Origin of the sequence: Chitinophaga sp. (assembly GCF_039596155.1) — a bacterium.
Lineage (GTDB): Bacteria > Bacteroidota > Bacteroidia > Chitinophagales > Chitinophagaceae > Chitinophaga.
Genome location: NZ_JBCNKF010000004.1, coordinates 258098 through 276197, shown reverse-complemented (window position 1 = coordinate 276197; position 18100 = coordinate 258098). Strand labels below are relative to the sequence as shown.

At 45.5% G+C, this 18100-nt stretch carries 16 protein-coding genes; 8 read left to right on the top strand and 8 right to left on the bottom strand.

Going from position 1 to position 18100, the window contains the following annotated elements; genetic code table 11:
• The first annotated feature begins 213 nt into the window (after positions 1 to 213).
• Positions 214 to 2013, top strand: a complete 1800-nt coding sequence (locus tag ABDW33_RS05980) for a beta-galactosidase family protein (RefSeq protein ID WP_343689153.1) — start codon at positions 214 to 216, stop codon at positions 2011 to 2013.
• A gap of 156 nt (positions 2014 to 2169) precedes the next feature.
• Here ABDW33_RS05980 and ABDW33_RS05975 read toward each other — a convergent pair whose 3' ends face one another.
• Positions 2170 to 4104, bottom strand: a complete 1935-nt coding sequence (locus ABDW33_RS05975) for a glycoside hydrolase family 97 protein (RefSeq protein ID WP_343689152.1) — start codon at positions 4102 to 4104, stop codon at positions 2170 to 2172.
• Between the two features lie 99 nt (positions 4105 to 4203).
• The gene (locus ABDW33_RS05970) at positions 4204 to 5334 is read right to left on the bottom strand and encodes a glycoside hydrolase family 88 protein (RefSeq protein WP_343689151.1); all 1131 of its coding nucleotides are present in this window, start codon (positions 5332 to 5334) and stop codon (positions 4204 to 4206) included.
• Between the two features lie 217 nt (positions 5335 to 5551).
• Between ABDW33_RS05970 and ABDW33_RS05965 the strand changes: the two genes are divergently transcribed.
• The gene (locus tag ABDW33_RS05965; RefSeq protein WP_343689150.1) at positions 5552 to 5989 is read left to right on the top strand and encodes a CBS domain-containing protein; all 438 of its coding nucleotides are present in this window, start codon (positions 5552 to 5554) and stop codon (positions 5987 to 5989) included.
• Between the two features lie 126 nt (positions 5990 to 6115).
• On the opposite strand, the gene ABDW33_RS05960 is transcribed toward ABDW33_RS05965, so the two are convergent.
• Together ABDW33_RS05960 and ABDW33_RS05955 are read right to left on the bottom strand one after the other, a co-directional pair.
• Positions 6116 to 8545, bottom strand: a complete 2430-nt coding sequence (locus tag ABDW33_RS05960) for an outer membrane beta-barrel protein (RefSeq protein ID WP_343689149.1) — start codon at positions 8543 to 8545, stop codon at positions 6116 to 6118.
• Positions 8546 to 8566: 21 nt separating this feature from the next.
• Positions 8567 to 8764 (bottom strand): hypothetical protein, encoded by a 198-nt coding sequence (locus tag ABDW33_RS05955; protein WP_343689148.1) that lies wholly within the window; start codon positions 8762 to 8764, stop codon positions 8567 to 8569.
• A gap of 199 nt (positions 8765 to 8963) precedes the next feature.
• Here ABDW33_RS05955 and ABDW33_RS05950 point away from each other — a divergent pair, with 199 nt between their 5' ends.
• Complete coding sequence (locus ABDW33_RS05950) at positions 8964 to 9422, top strand: hypothetical protein (protein WP_343689147.1); 459 nt, start codon at positions 8964 to 8966, stop codon at positions 9420 to 9422.
• Between the two features lie 73 nt (positions 9423 to 9495).
• Here ABDW33_RS05950 and ABDW33_RS05945 read toward each other — a convergent pair whose 3' ends face one another.
• Positions 9496 to 10761, bottom strand: coding sequence for an aspartate kinase (locus ABDW33_RS05945; protein ID WP_343689146.1), 1266 nt, complete (start codon positions 10759 to 10761; stop codon positions 9496 to 9498).
• 162 nt (positions 10762 to 10923) lie between these two features.
• Between ABDW33_RS05945 and fbp the strand changes: the two genes are divergently transcribed.
• The 5 genes from fbp (at position 10924) to ABDW33_RS05920 (ending at position 14604) form a co-directional block, all read left to right on the top strand.
• A complete protein-coding gene (gene fbp, locus ABDW33_RS05940) occupies positions 10924 to 11934 on the top strand; it encodes a class 1 fructose-bisphosphatase (RefSeq protein WP_343689145.1) in 1011 nt (336 codons plus the stop codon).
• Positions 11935 to 12031: 97 nt separating this feature from the next.
• Entirely contained in the window at positions 12032 to 12565 is a 534-nt protein-coding gene (locus ABDW33_RS05935; RefSeq protein WP_343689144.1) for a CAP domain-containing protein, read from the top strand.
• A 102-nt stretch (positions 12566 to 12667) separates the two neighbouring features.
• Complete coding sequence (locus ABDW33_RS05930; protein WP_343689143.1) at positions 12668 to 13432, top strand: ABC transporter ATP-binding protein; 765 nt, start codon at positions 12668 to 12670, stop codon at positions 13430 to 13432.
• A gap of 64 nt (positions 13433 to 13496) precedes the next feature.
• Entirely contained in the window at positions 13497 to 14027 is a 531-nt protein-coding gene (locus ABDW33_RS05925) for a YfiT family bacillithiol transferase (RefSeq protein ID WP_343689142.1), read from the top strand.
• A gap of 16 nt (positions 14028 to 14043) precedes the next feature.
• Positions 14044 to 14604, top strand: a complete 561-nt coding sequence (locus ABDW33_RS05920) for an NUDIX hydrolase (protein ID WP_343689141.1) — start codon at positions 14044 to 14046, stop codon at positions 14602 to 14604.
• Positions 14605 to 14731: 127 nt separating this feature from the next.
• Here ABDW33_RS05920 and ABDW33_RS05915 read toward each other — a convergent pair whose 3' ends face one another.
• The 3 genes from ABDW33_RS05915 to ABDW33_RS05905 form a co-directional block, all read right to left on the bottom strand.
• Positions 14732 to 16018 (bottom strand): folylpolyglutamate synthase/dihydrofolate synthase family protein, encoded by a 1287-nt coding sequence (locus ABDW33_RS05915; protein WP_343689140.1) that lies wholly within the window; start codon positions 16016 to 16018, stop codon positions 14732 to 14734.
• A gap of 26 nt (positions 16019 to 16044) precedes the next feature.
• A complete protein-coding gene (locus tag ABDW33_RS05910; protein WP_343689184.1) occupies positions 16045 to 16401 on the bottom strand; it encodes an SMI1/KNR4 family protein in 357 nt (118 codons plus the stop codon).
• Positions 16402 to 16494: 93 nt separating this feature from the next.
• Positions 16495 to 17970 (bottom strand): DUF5723 family protein, encoded by a 1476-nt coding sequence (locus ABDW33_RS05905; protein ID WP_343689139.1) that lies wholly within the window; start codon positions 17968 to 17970, stop codon positions 16495 to 16497.
• Between the last annotated feature and the right edge of the window lie 130 nt (positions 17971 to 18100).

Sequence of the window (18100 nt, the reverse complement as noted above, 5' to 3'; positions counted from 1 at the left end):
GCCGGCATTATTGGAATTCCATAATCGGATGCCATAATTTTCCAATTTCCATCAGCTGGCAGGTTTTTGAAAAAACAATCACCCGATAAGCCCTCAGTCAAAGCTAACCGTACGGTTTATCCCTCAACTGATACCTGTACTAATACTATTTTACCCTTTATATTCTCGTAACATTCCTTATTTTGCCAACTTAATCAATTGTTACAGGGACGAATGAGAAAACTAATTGTCATGAGCGCGCTCGCGCTACTCAGCTGTCAAATGGTACAGGCCCAGGCAAAACACACCTTTGCCCTGGCAAAGAGTGAATTCCTCCTCGATGGAAAGCCTTATCAGATCATCAGCGGCGAATTACACCCTGCCCGTATTCCGAAAGAATACTGGCGACACAGGATCCAGATGGCCAAAGCCATGGGGTGCAACACCATTGCTGCCTACGTATTCTGGAATTATCTTGAACAGGAAGAAGGCTCCTTCGACTTCTCTTCGGAAAACCGCAATGTGGCGGAATTCATTAGAATCGCCCAGCAGGAAGGAATGTGGGTACTTCTCCGCCCAGGTCCATATGTATGTGGTGAATGGGAATTTGGTGGCTTACCACCCTACCTGCTCCGTACACCGGACATTAAAGTACGCTGCCTCGATCCACGCTATATGGCCGCTGTTGAACGCTACGTGAAAGCCCTCAGCGAACAGGTAAAATCTTTGCTCGTTACCAATGGTGGTCCAATCATCATGGTACAGGTAGAAAATGAATACGGTAGCTACGCCAACGACAAACAATACCTTTATAAACTGAAAGGCCTCTGGGAACAGAATGGTATCAACGTGCCATTCTACACTGCAGATGGTCCTGTAGATCCTTTACTGGAAGCAGGATCCGTACCGGGTGCTGCCATCGGTCTGGACTCAGGTGGTTCTGAAGGGGACTTCGATGCGGCTAAACGCCAGAACCCTGATGTACCTGCTTTCAGCAGCGAATCCTACCCGGGCTGGTTAACACACTGGGGCGAGAAATTTGCACATCCCGATACCTCCGGAATATTGAGAGAAGTCAGGTTCCTGCTCAGCACTAACCGCTCTTTCAATCTCTATGTGATCCATGGCGGTACCAATTTTGGCTATACTGCCGGCGCCAACTCAGGTGGTAAAGGCTATGAACCGGACCTGACCACTTACGACTACGATGCACCTATCAATGAACAAGGTGTACCGACAGCAAAATATATGGCACTGCGAAACCTCATTGCCAGCTATACTAAAAAGAAACTGCCTGCTATTCCAGCACCTATTCCTGCTGTTACAGTGGCAAATTTCGAAGTAAAACCTTACGCCAGCGTATGGGAAAACCTACCGGCCCCAGTTGCTTCTGTACAGCCTAAAACGTTCGAAGCATATGGCCAGGACTACGGTTTCATGGTATACAAAACGAAACTGATCGGCCGTAAATATGGTACATTGAAGATCACTGACCTGCATGACTATGCCACCGTATTCCTGAATGGTAAATACGTTGGTAAAATAGATCGCCGGCTTGGTGAAAACAGCATCAACCTGCCCAAAAGTGATGTGAAAGATCCGATCCTGGAAATCTTTGTAGAAGCAATGGGCCGTATCAATTTCGCACAGGAACTCATCGACCGCAAAGGGATCACTGATCGCGTGACCCTCGAAGGCATGACCCTCATGGATTGGCAGGTATATGGCATGCCGATGAAAGATGGTTTCGTGTCTCAGCTGAAACCAGGCGCCGACACCAGCCGGCCTGGTATCTTCTTCAAGGCTTCCTTCACAATGAATACCGTTGCTGATACTTACCTCGATATGAGTAACTTCAAAAAAGGGATCGTATGGGTGAATGGACACAACCTGGGACGATATTGGGAAATCGGCCCGCAGAAACGTTTGTATTGTCCGGCACCATGGCTGAAGAAAGGAGAGAATGAAATTGTAGTATTCGATCTTCACCAGACAGCAGCTGCTACTGTAAGTGGAGCAAAGACACTGGAATAACTAATAAAAAGAGTCTGTATCGGGGAATGATACAGACTCTTTTTTTCGGCTGGCCGCCGGAAACAGGCATCGTTTTATAAAACTCCCTGAACGTTGTTTTAGTACATCTCTTTTATTCGGCTGCCTGCTGGAAACGAGCATCGTTTTATAACTTCATCAGGAATTCAATGAATGCGTTAACCGCATCACAAATCCTCCTCCCGGTGCCAGCTTTACTACCAGCTGCCCTCCATGCGCAATCGCCCGCTTCTCCAGCTTAAAATCCTTTGCATTCCTATCTGCATTCACACCATCTTTCCACAACTCCATCTGATAGGTACCCACCGGCAAAAAAGAAAGATCCACATTTACCGTCCGCTCTTCCCAGTTCGTCATCCCCGCTATATACCAATCTCCGTTTAGTGCCTGCCGGGCCATCACCACATATTCCCCGACCTTTGCCTGCAATGGAATCGTCTGTGCCCATTGTACCGGCACTTTACTTAACAACTCCATCGCTTCGGGTTCATGCAGGTAATGCGTCGGTATATCACATAGCATCTGCAACGGACTTTCGAATATAACGTACATGGCTAACTGATTACATCTCGTTCCCAACGTCATCGGCTCTGCAGGCTGGGCGCTCCATGCGTCTTTCTGTACATTCAGCATGCCTCCGGGAGTAAAATCCATTGGCCCTGCAGCCTGCCTGATAAAAGGTAGGGTAGTGGTATGCCCTGGGTCTATCAGGTTGGCGAACTTGCTGATTTCATTTCCCATCACACCTTCCGATGTGAGCACATTCGGATGTGTACGCAGCCAGCCAACGGGCTTATATGCCCCATGAAAATCTACCAGCAGTTTACGCCTCGCTGCCGCATTGGCTACCTTCTCATAATACTGTACCATCGGCTGATCATCCCGCTGCATAAAGTCTACCTTGATCCCTTTCACACCCCATGCCGCAAAGGTATCCAATGCCGGCTCCATCTGCTGGTTCAGCACCATCCAGCTGGTCCATAGTAAAATATCTACATGACGCTTTTTCCCATATGCCACCAGTTCTTTTACATTGATACCGGGAGATAGGCTGAACAAATCCCGCGTACTGCACCAACCTTCATCCAGCAATACATATTCAATCCCATTCTTACTGGCAAAATCAATGTAATATTTGTAAGTATCATTGTTAATCCCCGCCCTGAAATCGACATCATATACATTGTTGTAATGCCACCAGTCCCACTGTACTTTGCCCGGTTTTACCCAACTGAAATCGCCCTTCGCATCCGGTGCCAGCTGATACACCAGTTGATTCGTCAGCAGCGCTGCATCATTCCGCGCTATCATCACCACTCTCCACGGAAATGCCTGCGGACCTTTCAATGCGGCTATGTAATCCTCCCTGGATACGACCTGTTCATCTCTGTCGCTTGTCACCTTCAGTTCTTTAGGGAAATGCGGAAATACCCCGTGAATGGAGTTGCCACCACGTAACCACATGCCGGCATAATTATACAACCCTGATTCTGTGATCAGTAACTTTGTTCCGTTCACTTCGAACAGTGCCGGCAGGCTCGCCAGCTTATTATCCCCGATCTCACCAATGGTATAGGGGATATATTTGCGTTCATTGTGGGAATAAAAACCGTCCTCCTGCGGATACCAGGCTTTACCTGCCTTGTCCAGGTTAAACTCTGCCTGCTCTTCTGTGATCTTATAAGCCCCTTTTTCGCGGCTGATCCAATGCCAGGCAATACCATTATCATATGCCCGCCATTCAAGCGATAATGCGTTGTTAAAATCGATATGCAGCTCATTGTAATGATCGTCAATGACAGCCGTCTTTTGCCTGACCACAGGGTTTAGTTTACCCTGATGGGTACTTTGCCTGGAACTGCTCACTTTCCAGTTACCCTTGTTAAAGGAAACAAGGGATGAACCTATTAATGACTTGTTATCCTGCGATACACTATAAGTAATGTTTGTACCTACAGCTACTGACAGCGTAATGGTCTTGTCGGGAGAGCTTAATGTAAATTTCTTCTGTGCATGAATGGCGTTGGTGCTTCCCAGCAGGAAGGCACATGCTAGCCATGGGTGGAATTTCATAATGAGACCTGAGTTTTTTTTAAAGGTATAAAAACCATTTTCAAAAAAAAAGCCGCTGTTACCCTTGGCAACAGCGGCTTTTTTGTACAATGATCCTTGTTATTTGTCCAGCAGCAGGGCAGCCGTCCATAACACCGGTGCCTGTCCAACCAGGCTACCTGTTACTTTTTCCCTGTTCAGGTAATAATTGGCATCGTTCTTCTTCTTCGTTTCTTCGCACACATCTTTCAGATCGCCGGCTTCATTCAGCCCTTTTACAATTGCCATCCAGGCATTTCTGGCCATTGCCCCATATGCTTCATCTTCAAGCCATTTCCTTTTTACACCCATTACCAGTGCATAGGTGAACATGGCACTACCAGAATTTTCCGTCCATGATTTTTCATCATCAATAATCTGGCCCCATTTGTAGTCAGGGGTCTGGTATTGCTTCAGGGCACCCATCATCTTTTTGTAACAGTCAAGGATGTGTGCGCGGTTTGGATTTTCAGAAGGTAAGTAGTTGAGTATTAATGCCATACTTGCCGCTGCCCAGCCATTGCCACGGCTCCAGTAGATAGGAACATCGTTTGACAGGTTGAATAATCCACCCGCTTGTTGCAGGGCATCTATATATACGGTCAGTTCGGTTGCTGCCCGGTTGATGTATTCTTTGGTACCTGTAGCACGGAAAGCCTGTGTTTGCAGCAGCGTGAAGAGGAACATATCTTCAATCTGCATGCGGGATTGCCAGGAGAGTCCCCGGCCAGCCAATACCTGTTGTTCCGGCGTTGGGCCCTCCGGGAGGTCCCATTGCTGGTCAGCAAAAGGCTTGCCTACGTCCAGGTAACGGTTCTGGTTGGTCTGCAGGTAAAGTTCCAGCGGAACAGCGCCAAATACACTGTGCTCCATCATGTCGGGGCTAGGCATCATGTGGTGGGCCTGTGCCACGAGCGGTTCATACCTGAGCGCCAGTTTTTCAGCCAGTGCCTTGTCTCCCGTTACTTTTGCCAGTTGCAGTGCGCCGTACCAGGTCAGTACTTCAGGATAGGTAATTGAAGTAGGCGGCTCGGAAGAGCCAAAGTTGTCAAAGTTAGATGCTACATAGTGATTAGCTACATATGGGCCGATAACATTCGGCTCATTCCCAAGGGGCCATTCCTTGAATATTTTCTGGCCAAATGTCCCTCCCAGATTCACGAACAACGCTGCAGTAGCGACTAAAACCCGGAATTGTGTTCGATAATTCATATATGATGAATGTTATTAGGGTAGCAAATAATACATGTTTTGATGTAAAATTTGCGTAAAGTAATATTTAAAAATTTGTAATGCAATATTTTGTCAGCTATATTTTTATGGGATGACGGAATTTAACCTGCCTGACCCCAAACTTGCAAAGTTCCCTTAAAAACCTTAACTTAGAAATAAAGCACTACTCCATTCTTCACTCCTAAATCTCCTCGTTATGGGAACAGTACGCGATATACTGCAAGTCAAAGGTCATGCAGTTTACTCCATCCATCCCGACATCACCGTCTTTGACGCACTCAGCGTCCTGGTAGACAAAAACGTCGGAGCACTCATCGTTCTGGACAATGAAAAAGTCTGTGGGATCTTTTCTGAACGCGACTATGCCCGTAGGGTAATCGTAAAAGGCCGTGCTTCAAAAGACACCCTCATCCGTGAAATCATGACAGAAAACCCCATTTCGGTCACCGAAGAGGATTCAATCGAAGATTGTATGGTGAAAATGACGGAAAAACATATCCGCCACCTGCCGGTAATTGACCGTCAGGACAGGCTGATAGGGATGATCTCCATAGGCGACGTGGTCAAGTACATTATCAATGAACAAAAATATATTATTAATAACCTGGAAGGTTATATCAAAGGTACCAGATAAATTACAAAAAAAGAGCCTGTATCCGGAAATACAGGCTCTTCCCATTATTACCTGAGAGCTACAGGATGGAATTGTTTTATTATGTACGGGAGGTAACTGCTATGCTAATGCCCCTTCCTGTTAAAATCATCCGCCAGATCTGCTGGCTTCCGCACTGGTTGCCGTCTGCCTTTCCCGCGCTCCCTTGATCTTGCTATTCCCAAAACTATAGGTCGCGCTCAGCGTCGCCCTCCGGTTTTGCCACTGGTTGTGAGTATGGTAGTTCACATTGCCATACACCGCCGCTCCCCTGAACTGGTCTCCATTTGTCACGTCGGTAAAGTTCAGTTTCATATTCAGCCGCTTGTCTAAAAGCGTTTTTTGTACCCCGGCACCGATTGCATAATACGCTTTACCTCTCCATACTCCCCACTGGTAAGGGGTACCACCATATGCATTCAGCTCTATCTTCCAGTTGTTTGGCAAAGTAAAAGTATGCGTAGTTTCAAAGAATGCCTGTAACGCCGCGTTCACAATATCCATTCCCGAATCCCTCAGCGCATAATAGTTATAATTCAGATTGATATTATTGTTGATACTCCACCACTTTGTCGGGTTTACCGGCAACGTCAGGCTCGCGTGCCATCCCTGCCTGAAGTCATAGTTCTTGTCATAGCTCGTCGTCACCTTTGTCGAATCATTCTGCTCTAAATACTCTGCTATGAAATTCTCAGTTCTGTCGTAACTCACATTCAGGATATACTTCTGGCGAAAGGTATAGGTCATCTCTATGATATTCGTAAACTCCGGTTTCAGGTAAGGGTTTCCTCTACCGTATGTATACCTGTCAGAGAAAAATAGAAAAGGATTCATATCCTCATAATCCGGTCTGTTGATACGCCTGGCAAAGGTGATGCCCAGTTTATGGTCCTTACTAAAAGTATGATCTGCTGTGAGGTTGGGGAAGAAACTTACATAATGCCGTTTCACGACAGACTTGTAGGTGACAGAGTTGCCGGTAGAGGTTGTTCCCTCCACACGTAAGCCCAGTTGCGCATCTGTACCGCCTTTGAATGATTTCTTAAGGATACCGTAAGCTGCCAGCACATTCTCTGTATAGATAAAATGATTGCTCTGTGACACCGCCGGAATATATTCTCCCTTGTATAGTGAGTCGTACTGGAGTACGTTGTCGGTCGTTACAAAACTGCCCTTCACACCCGTTTCCAGTTTGGTCGTTTTGTTGAAAGGCAGTACTAAATCCCCCTTAATACTTTTGATGGTAATACTGGTGGTTGTAAAGTTCCTGATGGCATGGGGATTTGTAAACCCAGGATCTTCCGGATAGTACATACTATCATTCAGGTACACTCTCCTGTGATAATTGAATTTTGCATAATCTGCATCCACACTGATCTCCGTACCCAGTGAATCCAGCTGCCCCTTATAATTGACATTAATTGTATTTGAATTGAAGTTGTGGTCATTCAGTGTGGTAGAATACAATGCTGAATCCAGGGCAGGATTACCCAGTTTATAAATATTCGTTGTATTTTGAATAGTACCGAGAAAGAAATTGTTATTGCCGTTCAGCAATACACCCACTGTATGTTTGGGGGTCAGGAAATAGTCGAAGCCAAATTTGTATTGATTGCTGATAAAGTTCTTTTTGCCAAACTGCGGCGCAGAGAAGTATTGTGCCTGCTCCTTGTTACCAGCATTGACCACGCGGGTAGCCAGGCGTTCGTTAAAAAAATGCCTGTCACCATGGTTGTAGTTGCCAAACACATTGAATTTTTCCGTGCGCCAGTTTAGGTTTAAGCCGGTATTAAAAAATCCATACCGGCCAAAACCTCCACTACCATTTAAGGAGCCATTCATACCTGTTGCGACTCCTTTTTTTGTTTTGATGTTAATGATCCCAGAGTTGCCGGCAGCATCATATTTGGCGGAAGGAGAAGTCATGATCTCAATCTGTGAGACCGTTTCTGCCGGCAAGCTTTTCAACAGGTTGGCGAGTTGTTCGCCGCTCAGGTAGGTGAGTTTTCCATCCAGCATGACAGTTACTCCACCATTCCCTTTTAAAAGAATATTATCATCTTTATCTATCTGAACACCAGGTGCACCGCGCAGTACATCCAGTACACTGCTACCTGCTGCTGCCACACTACTTTCTACATTCAATACAGTGGTTCCTTCTTTTCGTTCAATAAAAGGCTTCTGCGCAGAGACTGTTACACCCTGTAAATTTTTAGAAGCGCTGCTCAATGTCATCCCTGGAAATTGTACAGCCGTATGTTGGGGGTCAATGGAGAAGGCCGGCGTATAAGCAGCCTGGAATCCTATTAAAGATGCCTGTACAAAATAGTGGCCGTTACTGATCTTATCAAAACCGGCACTGCCATCTGCTGCACTCAGTTCTCCCTTCACCAGGCTGGAATCCTTCGATTGCCGCAGTACAACACTGGCATAGGGGAGTGGTTGCCCTTTGTCATCCAGCACTTTGACCGTGACCTTTCCATTTACACTTTGGGCATGGCATTCCCGGTAGCTTATATACATAAGCAAAATAAGCATGATAAGTTTTTTCATAAACAATCAGATCTCTAGTTGATGGCTGTGGTCGTGGCTTAGCGGTTTAGTCCATTGGTATCCGAAGTTGAGCAGAAATACTGGTAAGATCTTACTATCATAACAGTGATCCCTGATTTGTTGGTCATGTAAGGAACGGCCTTCCAGCGCAATAATGGTAAGCATACCCAGGGTTATAATAGTGAATATGAATACCTTTTTCATATGGGTTGTTTTATAAAAAGACGATGGAGTTGAAAAAAGGTTGCAGCAAGATCTTCCTTTTTTTAAAAAATAATATTAGTGGAAAAATGGCCAAATAATCAATTTTCGTTCAGATAGCCATTTTGTAAGGAATTATTAAAAATTTTAATAAATTTGTATTATTAAAATGTTCAATATATCCTTGAAAACCTATACCCTTATGAATAGATGTCTGATTATCAGCCTATTAGTGCTCGTGATGGCTTCCTGTAAAAAAGATCCTCCGTTTACTTTAGAGGACAACCATTCTTTTGCGAAGGAGAGCCTTGACGTAATTAAGAAGTATTCAACCGGTTCATTTCAGGTGACCCAGACAATTTTCGGACCTGGTTCAATGCCATCTCTGCAGGATACAGTATTGTACACCAACTTTTACATGCGTATTACGACAGATTCCCTGATCCTGACCAGGAACGATTCTACCTTTAAGTATGCTATGCAATGGATTTACGACGTTGAGAAGCAGACACAGATTTATTACAGAATGAGCATGAGTGGCGTGGAAGGAGGTACCTCAGATGACTTTGACCTGCGTCCGCTGGAAACAAAAAACGGACTGCTGGTGTTGTACAGCTCCTGGTATAGTGGTACCTGGTATTATCTGAAAAGACTGAATTAACAGTAATGTATAAAATAAGCAAAGCCTGTATCTAAAGAAAGATACAGGCTTTTTTTTATCGGAATACGTTGTTTTATTTCACTAATGCCTGGATCGTCACCGGCGACCGTTGTTCCAGTAAGATCGTGCGGTTATTGATCAATTCATTCATCACCCCGTCTTTGTTATATCTCACCGTCAGCAGTTCCAGTCCCTCATCGTATTTGATCTTGTAATTTTCATGCAGGGCTTTGATCAATGTCTCGATCTTCTCCGGGCTATTGTCAATACAGCAGCTGAAGCTAATGGCAGCGTTCTGCATCAGGTTGATCTTGATCTTCAGTTTATGGAACAATTCATAGATATCGCTGATCCTTTCTTCAGTTACAAATCCAAAGTCCCTGGATGTTATAGTCAGTAATACCTGGTTCTTCTTTACAACAATAATGGGAGGTAGCTGTTTTACATCTATGTCTTCCCTGATGACAGTACCAGGAAGATCCTTATTCAGGAAGCTTTTTACATACAATGGGATTTGCTTGTTCTGCAAAGGTTTGATGGTCTTCGGGTGTATAACCTGTGCACCATAGTAGGCCATTTCTATCACTTCGCTGAAACTGATTTCAGGGATATTGATGGTGTTCGGGAATAATTTCGGATCCGCATTCTTCAGTCCTTCTACGTCTTTCCAGATGGTTTCACTCTCGGCATTCAGCAGGTTTGCAAACACCGCCGCAGAATAGTCGGAACCTTCCCGGCCCAGTGTTACGCTCTCGTTTTCGTCCGTGCTGCCGATAAAGCCCTGTGTCACCACAATATTTGTTTTATTGAAGAGCGGCAGTACTTTTTGCTCCACCTGGCGACCTGTTACTTCCCAGTCAATGTTTGCCTCGCGGAAAGTATCGTCTGTTCTGAACACGTCGCGTACATCCAGCCAGGTATTGGGTACCCCGGCCAGGTTGAAGTAAGCGCTGACGATGGCAGTGCTGAGCAGTTCCCCAAGACTAACCAGTTGGTCATAATAATAGTCGTAAGTACGGCCTGGTTTTTCGCCCAGGGTCCATTCAGCCTCGGTAAAGAATGTTTGCAGCTGATCAAAAACAGGATGAGCGCTGTTTCCCAACAGCTTTTCTGCCACTTCTGTGTGCGATTTTTCGATGTTGAAAAGCAACTGTGCCGCAATTTCGCGCTTACGGAGATAAAAGTTTTCGGCCACCTTTTCCAGTTCGTTCGTCGTCTTGCCCATGGCAGAGATAACGATCAGGATCTGTTGATCAGGAAATGACTGAACAATCGCAGCTACTTGTTGGATTCGTTCAATACTTTCTAAACTTGCACCGCCAAATTTGAAAACCTTCATATGTGAGTTTATCTTCCGTTAAAAAAATTCGGAGCAAAGTAAATCAACTTTGAATATGTTTTAAAATTTGTTTGCAGGAAAATGACAGTTCCGTTAAAATAGGTCGAAATCTGTTACATTAGTGTATCCTTGTGCAATCAATATTAACTAATCCATTATAGAATGAGTATCAATAGAAAAGTGATGACTCTCGACGAGTTCACCATCCAGGAATTGAGGAATTATCCCGGTGCTACCGGCCAGTTATCGGGTTTATTGAGGGATATCGGATTGGCTGCTAAGCGGGTAAATGTGGAAGTGAATAAAGCCGGTATAGCTGATATCCTGGGCGAAGCCAATAAGGTAAACGTACAGGGAGAAGACGTAAAGAAACTGGACGTATTCGCCAACGATCAGTTTATCAACGCGTTGAGACACAGTATTTATTGTGCAGGGGTCGCTTCTGAGGAAAATGAAGACTTTATTCCCTTCACCGATGAATACTCCAAAGCTTCCAAGTACATAGTATTGATCGATCCCCTCGATGGTTCCGGCAATATTGACGTCAATGTGTCTATTGGTACTATCTTTTCTGTGTATCGCCGTCTTACGCCGGTGGGTTCCGTATGTGAGCTGGAAGACTTCCTACAGCCAGGTTATGAACAGATTGCAGCAGGTTATATTATTTATGGTTCCTCTACGATGCTGGTCTATGCCACCCGCAGGAGCGTACAAGGCTTTACGCTCGATCCGAGTATCGGCGAGTTCTGCCTGTCACATCCCAACCTGAAGTGTCCTCCTGAAAGCGACATTTTTTCCGTTAACATCGGTTACTACCACCTCTATGAAAATGGTGTCCGCAAGGCTATCGACTACTGGCTGGCCAAGGATGAGCATGGCAAAATCTACCGTCACCGTTTTGTAGGTTGTATGGTAGCAGAAGTTCATCGTACCCTGATCCAGGGCGGTATTTTCATGTATCCGGCGTTTGGAAAATATGCAGGCGGTCGTTTACGTTTATGTTATGAGTGCAACCCGATGTCATTCATTATGGAAAAGGCAGGTGGGGTCGCGATGGCTACCGGCAGACAACGTCTCCTGGAACTGAAACCATCAAAATTGCACCAGCGGGTACCCGTGTTCCTGGGCTCCAGAAATATGATGGAGGTTTGGCAGAGAATAGTGAATAGTTAAAAAAATACTAACATGTAAGTTTTTGGTATAAGTATTGCTAAACCAGCATAAGTTATTTTAGTCTAATGACGGATTTCTTTTATTTATTCGAAACTATATGACACGCAAACTTACATTACTGATGCTATTCAGTATCCTGTCGCTGAACCTGTTGGCCTGTAACCGTGGCACTGCGCCGGCAGATACTACCACCACCCGATCGGGCTATGATGAAGGCAATGACATGGACATGGCGAAGGAGATTCTTTATTATACCAACAAATTCAGGGCTTCCCAGGGTAAACCTCCTTTGATCCTGGATGCTACATGCAGCGGGCAGGCCTACAAGCACAGTAAAGCAATGGCTACAGGTGCAACCGCCTTTGGTCACGATGGTTTTGAGGAGCGTATAGCAAGACTGACCACCGTATTTGGAAACATTCCGGATGCAGCAGAGAATGTCGCTTATGGGAACCTGGACGCAGAGCAGGTAGTAAATGGCTGGATCAAAAGCCCGGGGCATAGAAAGAATATGCTGGGTAATTATGACAGGATCGGCATCGGATCTGCGCACTCCCGGAAAGACGGCAGGATCATATACTTCACACAGGTATTTATACAACATAAAGAGGCTCCGGCGCCAAAAAAATAGACATTTTGTTATTTCTATCCGGCTGCAGGCTATTCGCCACTTTCAAAAAAAAATCGCTTTTGCCATAGGCAAAAGCGATTTTTTTTGTGCTAATTTAGTCCTATGGAAAAGAGGAAGATCATAGAAGTCAAGGACCTTGTTAAGAAATATGGGGATTTTACAGCAGTGGACGGGATCAGTTTCGACGTATACGAAAATGAAATTTTCGGTCTGCTGGGTACCAACGGTGCCGGAAAATCCACCACTTTAGAGATCATCGAAACCCTCCGTGAGAAGACTTCCGGAAAGGTATTCGTAGATGGTATTGACCTTGACAAAGATCCGGAGAGAATTAAGAAAGTCATCGGTGTGCAGCTGCAAAGTTCCGGCTATTATCCCGGTTTAAACCTGGTTGAACTCATAGACCTCTTCTGCGGGCTTTACAACCAAAAGGCTGACGCCAAAGAACTACTTAAACTCTTCAACCTGGAAGATAAAGCCAAAAACAAGTTCAAAGAACTCTCCGGCGGACAGAAACAACGCTTCTCTATTGCCACTACACTCATCAATAAACCTAAGATCATCTTCCTGGACGAACCTACTACCGGTTTAGATCCACAGGCACGACGCAATCTCTGGGACCTGATCCTGCAGGTACGCCAGCAGGGTACTACGGTGGTGATCACTACCCACTATATGGATGAAGCCGAAATCCTGTGCGATCGATGTGCCATTGTCGATCATGGTCGGATTATTGCCCTGGAATCTCCCGATGCACTGATCGATAAATTGGTCGCAGGTGGTTTTGAAAGGAAGAAAGAAGTGAAGAAAGCTAACCTGGAAGATGTGTTCATTCACCTGACTGGGGAGGCACTGAGAGAATTGTAATGATCGCCTGCATCATCTTGTATTTTATTATAAAAAAGGAGCACTTTGCCGGCTAAATAGTATTATGGAAGATCTCAAATACCCGATTGGCCGGTTTCAGGCCCCTTCAAAAATCTCTGACTTACAGCTAAAGAGTTATATCAATGACATCCGTTTCCTGCCTTCACTGGTAGAAATAGCGGTGCAAACACTGGATGCCCCCCAACTGGCCACTCCTTACCGCCCCGGCGGCTGGACAGTCACGCAGGTGGTGCACCACCTGGCAGATAGTCATATGAATGCCTACACCCGCTTCAAACTGGCCCTGACGGAAGACAATCCTGTCATCAAGCCCTACGATGAAGCCGCCTGGGCCGAACTTCCGGATGTAGGCAAAACACCAATCAATATTTCTCTCACACTGCTCCACGCACTTCATACCCGCTGGGTGTCACTGATGGATAACATGACCCCCGAACAATGGGAACGCGTGTTCACCCATCCGGAACATGGTGAAACCTTCTTCCTCAGACAGGTAGCAGGTACCTATTCCTGGCATGGAAAACATCACCTGGCACACATCGAAAAACTGAAGGAAAGGAACAACTGGCTTTAAACTTTAAACTGAATATATGTCGGCATTAGACTGGAAACTGCTTGAATCAAAGTATCTTTTTAAAAGTAATTGGTTAACTGCCCGCGAAGATAAATGTGAAACACCGAAGGGAAAGATTGTAACGCCTTACTATGTGCTGGAATACAATGACTGGGTAAATTGTGTGGCCCTTGATGACCAGGGTAGGGTGATCATGGTAAAACAATATCGTCATGGCATTCGCCAGACGTTACTGGAAATTCCCGGTGGCACCATGGACAACGATGACCCTTCTCCTGAATATGCCATGCGCCGGGAGCTGCTGGAAGAAACAGGCTATGAATTCGATCAGCTGATCAATTTAGGTAAGATTGCCCCGAACCCCGCAAGCAGCAATAACTTCACGCATATGTTCCTGGCTACAGGAGGTAGGAAAGTACAGGAGCAGGATCTGGATGAGAATGAGGAGATCGAAATTGTGCTGTTGGAAATGGAAGAGCTGGAGGAGATGCTGAAGAAGAATGAACTCTTGCAAAGCCTGCACGTGACCTGCATCTTTTATGCATTATTAAAACTGAAAGAACTGACGATATTATAAAGAAAGAAGGTTATCTCAACAGTAGAGTAGATCTTACCGGGTTTTGTCCCGGTTCCCGGCAAAGCAAAAATTTCGTGTGAACGATTGCCATACCTGGCGGTTTATTGTTGAGATAACCTTTTCTTAATTACATGACTTCTCCTACTATAAAGAAACTACCACATACAAGGATGATATCTTCTTCGTGTGCATGCTGTTTAGCCGCCTGAAAAGCCTGTTGTACATTGGGATAAGATTTGCCTCTCAAACCTGCAGCAGCACCCATTTCTGCCAGTTCATTCTCATCCAGTGCCCTCGGAATCTGTGCCCTTGTAAAATAATAAGTAGCTGCGGGTGGAAACAGTTTTAATACCTTGGTTACTTCCTTATCTTTCACAAAACCGGTCACTATATGCAAATGCCTGTATGTCATATGCTCCAGTTGCCCTACAATCTCTGTAATCCCTGCTTCATTGTGTCCTACATCCAGGATCGTCATGGGGTGCTGCGACACAATATCCCATCTCCCTCTCAGGCCAGTTAATTTCTTTACGTGACTGAGTGCAGTCTTTACACCTTCGTCGGGCAATTCCCATCCGGCCTGTTGCAGGACCTTTACCGCACTCAATACCCCCATGATATTCTTCAACTGGTACTGTCCGTTCAGATCGGGTTTAATGTCCCATACCTGCTCACTATGCGCCGGGCGTAACTGTATATGCAGATGCCCGTTTGCCAGGTCATTTTCCTGTACCAACCAGTGCTGATCGGCGAAGGTGATGGGTGCTTCCATGGCTTTGGCTTTGTCAATAAATACCTGCTCTACTTCCGTTTGGGTCTGTGCAATTACCACCGGGATATGGGGTTTGATTATACCCGCTTTTTCACCGGCGATTTCAGGTAATGTATTACCCAGCATATGCATGTGATCATAGCTGATGTTGGTAATGACAGACAGTTCGGGCGTGATGATGTTTGTACTGTCTAACCGGCCACCAAGCCCCACTTCGATGATAGCAATGTCTACCTGTTCCAGTGCAAAGTACTGGAATGCCATGGCTACGGTAAGTTCAAAAAAAGAGGGATCAAGTTGTTCAATGGAAGGTTGTACCTGCTGCACAAATTCCACTACAAACTCCTGGTCAATCATCTCTCCGTTGATCCGTATCCGCTCTCTGAAATCTTTGAGATGAGGAGAGGTATATAACCCCGTTTTGTATCCGGCCTGTTGAAAAACTGCTGCCAGCATATGGCTGGTAGAGCCTTTACCGTTAGTACCGGCTACGTGAACTGTTTTGAACAGGCGCTGGGGATTGCCAAGTTGTTCGCATAATGCGATGGTATTATGCAGGTCTTTTCTGAAAGCGCTGGCACCCACACGTGTGAACATAGGCAGCCGCTCATACAGGTAGTCCAGAGTTTGTTGGTAGTTCATACCCAAAAGTAAATGAAAAAAATATTTTACTGCACAATATGCCTTACAGGATAACCGGGTAGATCCTCCACCTGTACAAATTCGTCAGAAGGATCGTACATGGTATACAAATCAACCAATGCTCCAAGAAAACTGGTCAAATCCCCGGCAATGATATTTCTGTCATTATCTGCATGCCAGTATTCGATCAGTTGCCCCGGTTGTCCATCAAAGCTTCCTGCCAGGTCGTAACAGATAAAGTCTCCGCTGCCATTGCTGAAAATAGGCATCCACGTTTCATGCCATATGTCCGGCAATTCAAAATCACTTCCTATCATAGCAGTCAACTCGGCGGCTGTGTCCAGTGCCTGCTCCCGTGAAAGGAAGGTAGAATTATTTGGTATATGAACAACCCCTGTCTCCGCCGGGTTCCTGCATAAAAAAAGCCTGTATCAGCAATGATACAGGCTCTTCTATGTGTAAAAATTTAACGAAGTTTAGAACTGTGTCGCAGGGCAACCCAGCAGGGTCTTACCAAACCTGACAGGTACCAGGCGCAAGGCGACGAAACCATCCAGTCTGTTCTTATTCTTCTGGAACAGATTAGACAATACAGTGTTCGAACCAATTACCAGCGGACCCACACGGAAACCGGCACCCATATCAAACTGTGTATGATTATTGACATCGATTGGAATATACACACCAAAATGACGGCTATCGTAACGAGGGGTCAACGTGAAGTGAGATACCATATAGGTTTTGCTCGGATCATAGCGACCACTGTTCAGTGACATCACTGCAGCGCCGTTAATAAAGAAACGGGCATCGATGTTGTAGTCGAACATCACGTTGAATGCGGTGGGCAGGTTCATACGGAACTTCTGGTCACTTGCAATCGGCGTAAAGTATTGTTGCAGGCGGCGATAGTAGGATTGCCAGCCTTCACCTTTTCTCATTTTGATCTCATATGGATTCACATTGTTAGCGATCAGACTGAGGTCGGTATTAGAAGCTACTTTCTTGTAAGAGATACCACCGAAGTCAGTAATACTAACCCCCAATCTCATTTTATAATCATCACCTTCCGGGTTCCAGTCTGTGTCGGCATAGCCCTGCAAGCCATCCATTTCCGCTCTCCATTCGTATACCACTCCGATGTCCATACCTAAGCCCCAGTTGCCGGTAAATGGCTTGTAATTGCTTGTATTTGGCTTCTTCCAGTTGTTGATACCATCATTGTACCCAACCTTCAATGTACCGCTGTAGATGTTGGCAGTTGTAGCAGATGTCATATTGAAGCTGGCATCTTCTACCTGTGCGTAGCCGGCGGCGATACCATTCAGGATCTTCAGCGTTACGCCCCCTTTCAGCAGGTGCATGCCGTCGTCTTTAAGGATCTGGGCATAGGTGAGGTCATACTCATTCCACATATGGAAGCTGCCGTTTGCCACCTGCATATCAAAACGCTGGTTATAATACTGGGCATTCGGAAAGTTGTTCGCAAAGAAGTTGGCAACGTCGGTATTCATGTTACCGCCATTGGCCTGTGCGCGAACACGCCAAACGAATGCAATGGATCTGGTTTCGTTGAAGGAGTACATGAAAGACGGCATCATCACATCCATATTACCCCAGCCGAATTGTTTGCCCGTCGACATGGTATCGAGGAAGTAGTCCCTGTTACGTTTCAGGCCTTCCAGCGAATCCGGCGGATGGAAGATCAGTGACTTCGGAAAGCGTGCATAGGTGTTGCCCAGGGCAGCATTTACTCCCGCTACGTTAATGTCCCATTTAAAGTGGGTGCCGGCAGCCATTGCGGGGTTGGAAGGTACTCCATAAATCCCGGCATAATGACTGTTTGCGTACCCGCCCATGTTCATATTCATCTGGGCTTTTGCCTTCTGCGGCTGGATAAAAGATATGGTAATAACAGTTGCAAAGCCAAAGGCTCGAATTACTCTAAACAGCATATATCTAATTAGTTGGCAGTTCGGTTTTCCTCTCCTATAACGCAAAAAGTACCTATATATTGGCGAGCGCTACAAAAGATTTTCCCATGCAAATATATCTAAATATATTATTGTTATTAAATTATGTTAT